The organism is Cellvibrio chitinivorans (assembly GCF_035117775.1).
Taxonomy (GTDB): Bacteria; Pseudomonadota; Gammaproteobacteria; order Pseudomonadales; family Cellvibrionaceae; genus Cellvibrio; species Cellvibrio chitinivorans.
Genome location: NZ_JAYKKN010000001.1, coordinates 1,424,351 through 1,436,863, shown reverse-complemented (window position 1 = coordinate 1,436,863; position 12,513 = coordinate 1,424,351). Strand labels below are relative to the sequence as shown.

The following is a 12,513-nucleotide window of genomic DNA, read 5'->3' as shown; positions in this document are numbered from 1 at the left end:
TACGCAACCAGCGATCAAGTCTTTGTCTTAGCCTTAGCCACCGGCTTTTTAGCAGTTGCCTTCTTTGCCCCAGCGACAGCCTTGCTCTTTGTTGCCTTTGGCGCTGGCGATTGAACTGCTGCTGGTGATGCCTTGCTTGCAGCTTTCGCAGTTTTACGGCCATTTTCTACCTCATCTTTGGATTTCACACTTGCCGGTTTACTCGCAGCTGTTTTTTTCACTACTACTTTTTTTGCCGGTGCCGCTTTCGCGGTTTTTGGTTTGGCGCTAGCAGATTTTTTAGTCACTGCTTTTTTAGCAGATGTTGTTTTTACAGTTGCAGTTTTTGTAGCTGTGGTTTTTTTCTTGGCAGTTGTCGTTTTTTTCGCAGGTTTTTCAGCTGCTTTGGTTTTTGATGCGGTTCCTTTGGATTTGCTCGCTTTGCGTTTTTCTACTTTGGGTTTAATCGCTGATTTAGGGCGACGCACAGCGTTATCTGATTCCAGCTCAAAATCGATTTTGCGATTATCCAAATCGACGCGCACTACACGCACTACCAACTCATCGCCCAAGCCAAACACTTTGCGCGAGCGCTCACCTACCAAACGGTGTTGCGCTGGCTCAAAGCGATAATAATCGTGCGGCAGTGAAGTGATGTGAATCAAACCTTCGATATATAAATCATTTAATTCAACAAATAAACCGAAGCTCGTCACTGCACTCACATGGCCGCCGTAAACGGCACCCACCTGATCGCGCAGATATTCACACTTCAACCAACTCACCACATCGCGCGTGGCTTCATCGGCACGGCGTTCAGTACGCGAACATTGCTCACCAAAAACCAGCATGTCGCTTGCGCTGTAGGGATAGATAAATTTTTTGGGGATGGCTTTAGCAGTTTCAATGCGGCGCACATGGGTTGTAGGTTCTGTGCTGCGAATAACCGAACGAATTGCACGATGCACAAGCAAATCCGGATAGCGACGAATCGGCGAGGTAAAGTGGGTATAGGCTTCATAACCCAAACCAAAATGGCCGTGATTTTCCACCTGATACATCGCCTGACGCAAACTGCGCAGCATGACGGTCTGAATCAAATTCGCATCGCTGCGCCCCTGAATCATTTGCAACAATTGTTGGTAGTCACCGGGCGATGGCTTGTCACCACCAGCAAGTCCTAATCCCAATTCCGATAAATACGCGCGCAGATTGGTGAGCTTAGCTTCGGTCGGGCCTTCGTGCACACGAAACAAACCGAGCAGATTATGTTTCTCGATAAACGTCGCTGCGCAGACGTTGGCGCAGAGCATGCACTCTTCAATTAATTTGTGCGCATCATTGCGCTTGATGGGAACAATGCGTTCGATTTTACGCTCTTCATTAAATTGAATACGCGTCTCTACTGTTTCAAAATCAATTGCACCGCGTTCATCGCGCGCCGCGCGCAAACATTGATAAAGTTTGTGCAGCAATTCCAAATGCGGCACTACCGCTTTGTACTCGTCGCGCAGGGATTTACTCAGCTCGCCATCGCCTTCCAGAATTTCACCTACTTTGGTGTAGGTGAGGCGCGCATGCGAATGCATCACGCCTTCATAAAATTCATAACCGGTAATGCGCCCCGCTGTGCTGATCGTCATTTCACAGATCATGCACAAACGATCTACATGCGGATTCAGCGAGCACAGACCGTTGGAAATTGCCTCGGGCAGCATAGGCACAACATAATCGGGGAAATACACCGAGTTGCCACGCGCGCGCGCTTCCACATCCAAGGCGCTATCCACCGGAACATAGTGGGATACATCAGCAATCGCCACATACAAACGCCAGCCACCACGGCGACGCTCGCATAAAACCGCATCGTCAAAATCGCGCGCGTCTTCACCATCGATGGTGACAAACGGCAAATGGCGCACATCAACGCGATGCAGCTTATCCTTCTCTTCCACTTCATGGGATAAAGCCGCCGCCTCGGCCAGTGCCGCACTCGGCCACACATTGGGGATACCGTGCGCCTGAATCGCCAGTTCGATTTCCATGCCCGGCGCCATATGGTCGCCCAGCACCTGAATCACGCGGCCGGTTGGCAGGCGATTTTTGTCCGGCTGCATGGTGATTTCAGCTACCACGATCTGCCCGTGTTTAGCGCCGCCATAGGCACCAAAGGGGATCATGATGTCGTGAGTGATGCGCGGGTTTTCCGGGCGCACAAACTGTACACCTTCTTCATTAAAGAAACGCCCCGCCAATTGCGTGGTATTGCGGATGAGCACATCAACAATCGCACCCTCCTCTTTCCCGCGATACTGCTCGCCCGACAGCCGCACCAGCACCTCATCGCCATCGAACACCTTGCGCATCTGGCGATTGTGGAGATAGATGTCCTCGCCGCCATCGGCGCGAATCACAAACCCGTATCCATCGCGATGCCCCTGCACACGGCCACGCACCACATCGATCTTGTCGATGCGCACATAGGCATCGCGGCGATTACTGATCAACTGACCATCGCGCGCCATGGCAATCAAGCGGCGGCGCAAAGCTTCAATCTGATCGTCATCGGTCAGTTTCAGCATCACGCACATTTGTTCATGGGTCACAGGCTGATCAGCGCTGTCGAGAAGGTCGAGAATATACTCGCGGCTGGGGATAGGGTTTTCGTACTTTTCGGCTTCGCGCGCGGCGAAAGCATCGCGGGGCGGGGCTTTACGTTTAGTCAATTGGACATCCTATAGGCAATATTGGCGGTTTTTAAACGTTCCTGGCGCTATGAATTGGATTATAGGTCAGCAAAGATGACAAACCTACAAATAAAATTGAAACCAGCGTTGACAACCTGAAGTCGGATAATTATAGTGCGCGGCCTCAGCTAGCTGAGTATGCCCAGATGGTGAAATTGGTAGACACGCCAGCTTCAGGTGTTGGTGACGCAAGTCGTGGAGGTTCAAGTCCTCTTCTGGGCACCAAACATAAGATTCATAAAAAATTGAATCGAACCAAAAACCCGCTAAAACAGCGGGTTTTTGCGTTTTTAGCGTCCGAGATTGTCCGGCTAGCATCCTGCCAAATCCCCCTATCGAAATTATTTGTTGGTATCTGTGTTGATATCTGGGCTGGTACCGGTGTTGGCACTTTATAAACACTCTGCCGACAAACAGGGTGCGACTCAAAAACGACAGACTCGCTTTTAAGTTCGGCATCCGTCTTTCAATAAGTGCCCAACTTGAGCTTCATTTACCCCCAGCATAATTAATATTTGTTTTTGCGCAGCGTGTAGAATTTTTTGCTGCTCTTCTTCTTGCGAAATACTTTTAGCCAGCGTTACTGCACCTACCAGCGACGCAATAATTGTGCGCGCACTGTCAGCGATTTGATCTTTATCGAAAGGAAGTTTGTCCAGTCGTCGCAGCGCGGCAATACGTCTTTCCAACATTTTTTTCAGTTGGATATAGGACGCCTCAAGCAATTTTTTCACTTCAACATTGTCGGTACCGATTTCGTTAAATAAAACAGCTTCCGGCACGGAGATTGGATCTTGTTTCAACTCGCGCAGGCTTAAATAGTCGGTAACTAGCGCGGTTAAATGGCCGATAGCAAACGGCTTTTTGACCAGACGCGCAGCACGACTATTTTTTAGCGTGTCAATAAACGAGGCTTTAAATAAAGCCTCTTTCGACTCAAAGTGCGCATAAAACGCGCCGTGGGTGAGCTGGGCCAATTTCATAATCTGCCCGATGGACACTTTTTCAAATCCGTAGCGGGCAAATAAGTCGGCAGCTGATTTCAGAATGCGATCTTTGGATTGCAGCTTATGATGTTTTGGGTAAGGCATATGGTTCTTTCCGGCAGGCAGAATATTGTCTTGATCATAAATAGCTGGGTGCTAGGATTTTTCGCCTCAAGTCAGCTTTTGGAGAAATCATGAATTCACCCATCGTCATCACTGGAATGGGCATCATCAGCCCTTTAGGTTGCGGCGTCAAACCAGTGTGGAAGCGGCTTACCGCAGGCCAATCAGGTATCGGCTTTATTGACCGTTTCGATACCGATGATATGCCAATTAAGATTGCAGGTTTGGTACCAGACATCGAAAAAGATCCAGACGCAGGATTTGATATAGACCAATTGGTCGAGCCCAAAGAGCGCAAAAAACTCGATTTATTTACCATTTATGCACTCGCTGCCGCACAGGAAGCCTTAACCCAGGCGCAATGGTTTCCGCAAACAGAAGAAGATCAACAAGGCACAGCAACGATTATTGCCACCGGTATTGGCGGTTTTACCACTATCACCGAAGCGCAAAAAAAACTGGATGATCAAGGCTACAAGCGTATTTCGCCATTTACCGTGCCGGCCTTTTTGGCCAACTTGGCGGCTGGAAACGTCTCCATTAAATACGGTTTCAAAGGCCCCTTAGGTTGCCCGGTAACTGCCTGTGCGGCAGGAATTCAGGCTATTGGGGACGGCATGCGCATGATCCGCAGTGGCGAGGCAAAGGTCGCGTTGGTCGGCGGCGCCGAAGCCTGTGTCGATCCGCTGTCGCTCGCGGGTTTTAATGCGCTTAAAGCACTTTCAACCGAAGCAACCAATCCATCCAGCGCATCCCGCCCTTTCGACGCAGCCCGCTCAGGCTTTGTCATGGGTGAAGGCGCAGGATTATTGGTGATTGAAACACTGGAACACGCCCAAGCGCGCGGCGCTACACCGCTCGCCGTGTTATGTGGTTATGGCACCAGCGCCGATGCGTATCACCTTACCTCTGGCCCCAAAGACGGTGCGGGTGCAGCGGCGGCAATTACGACGGCACTGCGCATGGCAGGACTCCAACCAGACGATATTGATTACGTAAATGCGCACGCAACATCCACGCCTGTCGGTGACAGCGCCGAGGCTGCATCCCTACGCAAAGTATTTGGCGAACAGCTGACAAATATTCCCGTGTCATCCACCAAATCAGCGATTGGACATTTGTTAGGTGCGGCCGGTGGAGTCGAAACTATTTTCAGTGCGATGGCCGTGATCGAAGATTTGCTGCCACCTACGCTGAACTTCCAGAGTGCCGATGAAAATATGCAGGATTTGGATTTTATTCCGAACATCGCGCGCCAGCAGAAAACACATTATGCACTTTGCAATGGTTTTGGATTTGGCGGCGTGAATGCGGCACTGATTGTGGGTAAACCAACAAAACAAAACGCCCGATGAAGAACATCGGGCGTTTTGATAAATCATTTAGATTGAAGGTTAGCGCGCAATTAACACACGCTCTCCCGTCAGCATATCCAGTGCAAATAATTGATCGACGCCCGCATCCATAATCAGAGCAATATCATTGGGTACCAAGACTATGCCCGTTGGTTGATCAATTGCGGGGCCGCTGCCAGTATTCGCGCCTGAAAATTCCGTTCTATCGCCTGTTGTTAAATCGACGGCGATAATGGCGTGAGCTAATTGATCAGCAACCAGCAGGCGATTGTTAGCAATATCCAACACCATGGATGATGGCACTGAAAAATCAATTCCACTTCCTACACCTGCGCCAGAAAAAATGGTTCTGTTTCCTGTTGCAAAATCCACAGAGAAAATGAAATCACCACCAAATTCATCGTTAGCGGCCAATAAGCGGTTGTTATCTTTATCCACCACTATGGCTCTGACAGTTCTGAGTGTGGGGCCGGTACCTTTTGTACTGTCAGATAACAGAGTGCGGTTACCTGTTGTCATATCCACCGCAAACAACTTGGCATTGGTTTGCGTGGTGCCAACATAGGCAAGATTTTCTTCGCTATCGATTGCAATGGAAGTGGCTGCCGTTAATGTTGGACCAGTGCCTGCCCCCGCGCCCGACAACAGGGTGCGATTCCTGGTGATGTCGATTACAGACAGATCAACGGATAACACGCCTTTTGATCCATCAGCCACCAGCACGCGGTTATTGTTTTGGTCCAGGGCAAGATCAAAGGGTATGCCGAAATCGACAATGCCGGACGTAAATGCGTTGGACGATACAAAACTCGTTTGTGCTGAACTGTTCACGCTATACATCGCGCCACGTATATCATCCACGGTCAAGACACGTTGACCATCGAGCGCCAAACCTCTCGGCGATTCAAACTTCGTGCTATTGGTTTGGTTGCTAATGTTGGTGCGATTTCCGTTAGTCAAACTAACGTTGATAATCACATCGCTCGTTGTCTTAAGCACCAAGGCTCTGCCATCGATACTGTTGAGCGACACAGCAATAGCATCCGCTAACGACGCGGTGCTTCCTGTAGAACCGCCACCGGTGCGAGGGCCAGACAGCACACTGCGGAAACCGGTTGTCAGATCAACACCAAACACCGCGCCTTTATCGTCAATATTTTCATCCAATACGATAACGCGATTGTTGGCGGCATCCATGCTGAGCGACACGGGATTGGAAAACACATTTTGACCTGCACCTATAGTTCTGGTGCCATCCTTACCAGAGAGAACCGTTATCTGACCGGTAGCAAAATCAACCGCAACAATTCGCGGAGAGTTCTGCTCCACACCGCCGACGATAACAATCTGGCCAAAGTCAGCCAGTAGCGCGCGATTATTTTGGCTATCCACGACAATGGATGTCAGGTTATCGATTCGCTTGCCGCCGGTGTCCAAACGGCTGCGCTCACCGGTAGTTAGATCAATAGCGGCAACCGCTGCTTGAGAACCAAAACAATCAATCGCCAGCGCGCGATTGTTGGCCTCGTCTATAGCAACCGCCAGCGGGACTTTGTCTTTGATTCCACCCAGCGAACAGCTTGGGCTTGCAGAAAATGTACTTCTGTTTCCTGTTGCCAAATCAACGGCGATAATTTCTTTGCGGCCGATGTCCGTTACCAGTGCGCGATTGTTTGTGCGATCAAGCGCAACGGATGTAGGCGAGCTGAATGCGGGGCCAGTTCCGGTTGTATCGCCAGATAAAATAATTCTGCCGCGCGTTTCAAGGTCTACCGACACCAATACTTTCGCTGTTTGATCGACCACCAGTGCGCGATTATTTTCTGCATCAAATTCAATGCCGCGCGCCTGTTGGAAATCTTCCATCACCACGCCCGTGGTCACTGCAAAACTGGCCGCGTTAGCATCAATATTTCCATCCGCATCTTGAGTGCTGACCTTCAGAATTGTTTTGCCCAACGACAGCGGAACCTGCGCCTGCCAAGTTGCAAAACCATCGTTACTGGTAGCGGCAACACCCTCGATAGTGACTGAAGTAATTGGCGTATTTTCATCGTCCTGCGCTTCGCCACGGACCAAAAGTGTATTGCTTGAGGTCATGCTCACAGGAAATGGAAAACGTACGAGTGCGCGTGGAGCCTGAGTGTCTTTAATCGTGGTGACTTTAAAGTCCGCACTGGCATCGCCAACTATCAAAGTCGCTGTGGTAGTCGTACCGAAAGTGCTAGCCGATGTCGCTCGCACGCGAACACTTTCGCCGGCTTCTATCACGCCTTCTTCCGGCGTAAAACCTGCACCACCAATACTGTATTCACCGCCGGTGATACTGATGGCCACAGGCTCATCTATGCCGCTAATGGTTACGCTGTTTGATTCTATAAGCGTCGCAAAAGCCACATCGGTTTGTGCATCAAATGCAAACTCATCGGGCGTGATGTCGGCGTGAGTGGTCACGACAAAATCACTGCTGATATCGCCGATAGTTAAAGTCGCGCGAGTTGTGGTTAAGCCTGCACTTGCGGCCAAAACACGTACGCGCACGCTTTGTCCATCAGTGATATTGCCCGCAGCATCGGTGAATACAGCATCATCAATTGAATACTCACCACCAACTATCGAGACAGGAGCAAGTGTATTTATTCCGCTGATAGAGATGACTTCCGAGGTGATAAAAGCGCCCGGCGCTACATCATGTTGAGTCACAAAACTGAATAGATTGGGCGATGTGTCTGCAGGCGCACTGCTTGAACTGCTACTGATTGCAGAGCTGCTTGCTTCAGAACTACTTGCAACTGAGCTACTAACTTCAGAACTACTCGCTTCGCTGCTACTAGAGAGAGAACTGCTTGTCTCTGAGCTACTTGCCTCTGAACTACTTGTCTCTGAGCTATTCGCAACCGAACTGCTGGTTTCAGCGCTACTTGCTTCACTGCTGCTAACTTGAGAACTGCTAATAGCTGAACTCGCACTACTTACTACTGAACTGCTTGCTTCACTGCTACTGATAAGCGAGCTGCTTGCAGCTGAGCTTGCTGGTGCAGAACTTATGCTGCTAGAAGAAATTGGATTGCTGGACACAGAGGAGCTGCTCTGACTAATTACCGAGCTTGCACTACTGCTGGAAACTGGAGGAATACCGCCGCCAGTCGTCACATCAAATACTGCAGTAACATCACCCGCAAGTAGAGTTGCGCGAGTCATCGTTAATGGTAAGGCCGATGCTAACACCCGAATGCGGATCTGCTGGCCAGCTTCCACACTGCCTGCGGCACTGGTGAAATCACCATCATCAATCGAGTACTCACCGCCGGTGATAGAGATGGCAGTTGGTGCATCTATCCCGCTCAGGGTAATTGCCTCGGATACCACTGGCACGCCCAGTGCCACATTGAACTGTGCGGTGAAAGTAAATGCGTCCGGTGTGGTATCTACAATTGGCGCACTGCTTGAGCTGCTGCTGATCGCAGAGCTGCTCGCAACCGAACTGCTGCTGATTACTGAGCTGCTTGCTTCACTGCTGCTCGCTACAGAACTGCTCACGGATGAACTGGAAGAACTGCTAACAATCGAGCTAACTGAGCTGCTACTCACCGCAGAGCTGCTTAGAGCTGAACTCGCGCTGCTTGCGACTGAGCTACTTACTACCGAGCTACTCGCAACCGAACTTGCTGGTGCTGAACTTGTGCTGCTAGAAGAATTTGGGCTGCTGGATACTGAAGAGCTGCTTGCGACAGAGTTGGCAACACTGGAGCTGCTCACGCTCGCCAAACTGCTGGCTACTCCGCCACCGATCACTGAGCTTTGTACGCTGCTTGCGGTGCTATTAACGGAGCTACTGGTGCTACTGATTTGATCGACGCTACTTGCCTCGCTGCTGCTAGTGCCATCGCTACTTACGGATATAGCACTGCTGGCGATGTCGGAACTGCTGGCACTACTGATGGGCGTTTCACTGCTGGCAATGGAACTACTGGATGAAGTCGTAGTGGTGCTGCTTGGTGTAGTTCCGCCTCCACCACCTCCTCCGCCACCACAAGCCGACAGCACAGCTGCGAGAGATAAAACATATAAATGAGCCGAGAGCCTTCCGTATTTCATGTACTGAACCCAATTTTTAATGGATGAAAAATTGGGGATGTCAGTATAGAACCCCCAAGCTAAAGGGGGGCATATTACGAACGATTATCAAACGGTAGTACCCGACAAATGGAGGGGGCGCGGTAAATAGAGAGGGCGCGGCAAATATCACCAGAGATTCAGATGTATTTATCGCAATTAGAAACCAAGAATAAACCCGAGGCTGCGCGCTTTTAACACGGTTTGAGTGCGGTTCTCGCAGGAGAATATCAAGAGAAGGTCAGAGACATATTCGCGCACAGTGGCGGGCGAAATATGCAATTGCGCAGCAATTTCTTTATTGGATAACCCGAGCGCCATCAGCTCCAGAATCGTCACCTGCCGTGGCGAGAGCGAGAGCACATCGGTCGCTGCCTGTTCGCCCACAATGACTTTTTCACCGTTTAACACATCCTGCAGTGCTTTCAGCATGGTGGCTTTGGAGCAGCTTTTGGCGATAAACCCATCGGCGCCCAGATTCAACATTTGCTGGATGCTGGCGTAGTGATTCACCGATGAGACCACCACCAGCGGCAGCGCGGGATAGGCGTTTTTGATCGCCTCCAACCCCTCAAGGCCAGTGGTGCCGGGTATTTGAATGTCGAGCAGAATCAGGGCGATATCGGCGTGACTTGCCAGTGCAATACGCGCGCTGGGGAAGTCAGCAGCGGTGACCAGTTGTACGCCGGGAATGACCTCTTTCAGCAGGAGTTCCAACCCCTCGCGATAGAGTTCGTGATCCTCGATCACCAGTACTTTAAGCGTCATAGCCCACTCCGGTTATTGGCGCCGTCGCTGGCATGATGCGCCATTTGCTTGCGGCGCGCGGCGGCATTTAATAACGCACGAGTTTGCGATGGCAAGGCGTGAATCGACAGCGCTGACCAGTGTTCGGGCAGCGGCGTTGCCGGTTTACAAATGCAGGCGGTGATTATGCCGCGGGCGGGATAGTTCAGGCTTTCTGGTGAGCGATCACTGGCGATAAGTGCTTGATGGTCGCAGATCAGCAGCGCCGGTTTTAGCTCGCCCTGTTGTATGTAGGGCAGTGCTGCGGCGCAGTGCACTAGGCATTTCCAGTTGGTTAAGCGCTCAATCATCTCTTGCTCAAGTTGCTTATCGCTTAATACCAACAGCACTTGGGGTTCGGATTTATTCAGTGTCGCCACACGGGTAGTGTCATCGCACACACGCGGCAGTAGCAGGCTAAAGCGGCTGCCTTTGCCGGGGGTGGAATCCAGTCTGATGGGAATCTGTAGCAAGTCTGCGATGTGTTTAACAATCGACAAACCAATCCCCGCACCGTCTTTTTGTTCCGATTGTTCGGTCGAGCGCTGGTAGATATCAAAGATATGCTGGCGGGCATCTTCTTCAATACCGCATCCGGTATCAAACACCTCTATGGCGACCTGATGTTTGCGGCGCCGGCACACCACCAGTACGCGTCCTTCATCGGTGTATTTGATCGCGTTGGAGAGCAGATTGCGCAGCATACGCTCCAGTAGCATAGGGTCACTCATTACTTGCAATGAGCCGGGGTGAAATGCCAAACCTATGCCTTTGTCATTGGCCAGCATACGGTACTCCGGCTGCAGGCGTATAAACAGCTCACTGAGAATGATAGGTTTGATTTCCGGTTGGATGCGCCCTGCTTCCAGCTGGCTTAAATCCATCATGGCGTGAAAAGATTCATGCATCTGGCGATGGGTTTGCTTCAAGCGGCGGAAAATTTTATCGCCCGCAGGTTCCTGAATATAGGGCTGCAAATGTTCCAGAAATAGCTTCATGGAATTAAGCGGTTGGCTCAGGTCATGACTGCTTTGGGCGATGAAACGGGATTTGGATTCACTCATAAATTCCGCGCGCAGTTTTTGCTCGCGCAAGGCGCGAACCCGCAGGATCATCGCCATTGCATGCAGCAGCATATGGTTAATCTGGATATACAAGGCCCAAATCATTTTGTAAGACTCATCGACTACATGGTCTGACTGATACACACCCTGAGTGACTATCACCACCTCGATAACCGACAGAGCTACAGGCAACCAGCCCAAAATATAAATAATGTAGTAGCTGCCTTCGCTGCGCACTTTGGCGATACCCGAGCAGAGAATGATGGCTGTAGCCAGTAGATAATTGATGGCAAACAACATCATGTTTATCCGAAACGGCAGTATTGGGCTAAGCGCTCCCAACAACAGCGTCATTGCGACTACACCGGCGAACGCATAAAACCAAAAACCGGAATGGCGATTGATACTAAGAAAACTGGCGGCAAACGCGAGTTGAAAAAAAACGGTTCCCGCTGAAAGCATCCAAAAAAGTGCGCCTTTTTCATAATCCCACAACCAAAAAAGCGCGGGCAAACTGCTGTGCTCCAGATAGAACAGCAGCATCACAACCGCCGCCCCTGCCGCCCAGAAAAAAGTGGGCTCACGAATAATAAGCCAGCAGGCTACTCCGAGCAGAGCCATCCCCAGAATCATGCCAATGGCCATCTTGTAGATAAGGTCCATTGCCGTTTTCCATTGCATGTACTCAGTGCTGCTCATTAAACCTATGTAGGGGTGCCAGGTCGCATGATCGGCCTTTAACTCCACGATCAGCCAATAGGACTCCCCCGCGTGCAACTGCAGTCTGATGGCCCTACCAATGGTGTTGATGTCGGCATCGTCGGGTGAGCCATCATTGTGAAAATGGATAATTTTCTGGCCTGTTACTCCCTTAATCAGCACCGCCGGTTGGCGATAACCAAAGTTGCTAATGTGCAGCATCCAGTCGCTGGTATTGGTTTTGTTATCCACTTGAGTGAACAGCCAATAGCGGCTGTGTTTGCGAAAGTTTGGGCTCAGGTCGCCGGTATTGGATGCGAGAAAATCTGCAGCATCGACCAGCGCCATTCCTTCAGGTGCAGGTACAAATCCTGATGAGTGATCAATGGATGCCAGTGCATAGCGGGTGTCAGTGCGCACCAGCGAAGTGGGTGTGAGAGTTGTCATCGCTGCAATTGGCGCTGACCTTAAGGTGCTATCAAACAGCAGCGCCAGAATGCTCACCAACACGAGGATTCCGACCCCAAGGCAAGACCAAAGGCGGACGCTAGATCCGTGTGCAAACAGGGGTTTTGTATCCATTAAATGCCCGAGCAGAATATAGGGGGGTGGGGCAACATGCCTTCCGATGATAGCTGTGTCAATCATGCCTTATTTC

General features: G+C 50.7%; 6 protein-coding genes and 1 tRNA gene. 2 read left to right on the top strand and 5 right to left on the bottom strand.

Translation table 11 applies throughout. The annotated features are described in order from the left end of the window. Window positions 1-14: 14 nt before the first annotated feature. Window positions 15-2,705, bottom strand: a complete 2,691-nt coding sequence (gene rnr, locus SPL68_RS06025; protein ID WP_323814173.1) for a ribonuclease R — start codon at window positions 2,703-2,705, stop codon at window positions 15-17. Window positions 2,706-2,866: 161 nt separating this feature from the next. Between rnr and SPL68_RS06020 the strand changes: the two genes are divergently transcribed. Further along, window positions 2,867-2,951: transfer RNA gene (locus SPL68_RS06020), tRNA-Leu, on the top strand. A 221-nt stretch (window positions 2,952-3,172) separates the two neighbouring features. Here the strand turns inward: SPL68_RS06020 and SPL68_RS06015 are convergent. Next, window positions 3,173-3,817, bottom strand: coding sequence for a TetR/AcrR family transcriptional regulator (locus SPL68_RS06015; RefSeq protein ID WP_323814172.1), 645 nt, complete (start codon window positions 3,815-3,817; stop codon window positions 3,173-3,175). 89 nt (window positions 3,818-3,906) lie between these two features. On the opposite strand from SPL68_RS06015, the gene fabF reads away from it, so the two are divergent. Further along, window positions 3,907-5,190, top strand: coding sequence for a beta-ketoacyl-ACP synthase II (gene fabF, locus SPL68_RS06010; RefSeq protein WP_323814171.1), 1,284 nt, complete (start codon window positions 3,907-3,909; stop codon window positions 5,188-5,190). 39 nt (window positions 5,191-5,229) lie between these two features. Here fabF and SPL68_RS06005 read toward each other — a convergent pair whose 3' ends face one another. From SPL68_RS06005 to SPL68_RS05995, 3 genes are all read right to left on the bottom strand, one after another. Next, window positions 5,230-9,288: a hypothetical protein gene (locus tag SPL68_RS06005; RefSeq protein ID WP_323814170.1), complete on the bottom strand. Its 4,059-nt coding sequence runs from the start codon at window positions 9,286-9,288 to the stop codon at window positions 5,230-5,232. 177 nt (window positions 9,289-9,465) lie between these two features. Then, window positions 9,466-10,074: a response regulator transcription factor gene (locus tag SPL68_RS06000; protein WP_323814169.1), complete on the bottom strand. Its 609-nt coding sequence runs from the start codon at window positions 10,072-10,074 to the stop codon at window positions 9,466-9,468. Next, on the bottom strand, window positions 10,071-12,503 hold the full coding sequence (locus SPL68_RS05995; protein ID WP_323814168.1) for a sensor histidine kinase: 2,433 nt from the start codon (window positions 12,501-12,503) through the stop codon (window positions 10,071-10,073). The genes SPL68_RS06000 and SPL68_RS05995 overlap by 4 nt, the downstream gene beginning before the upstream one ends. Between the last annotated feature and the right edge of the window lie 10 nt (window positions 12,504-12,513).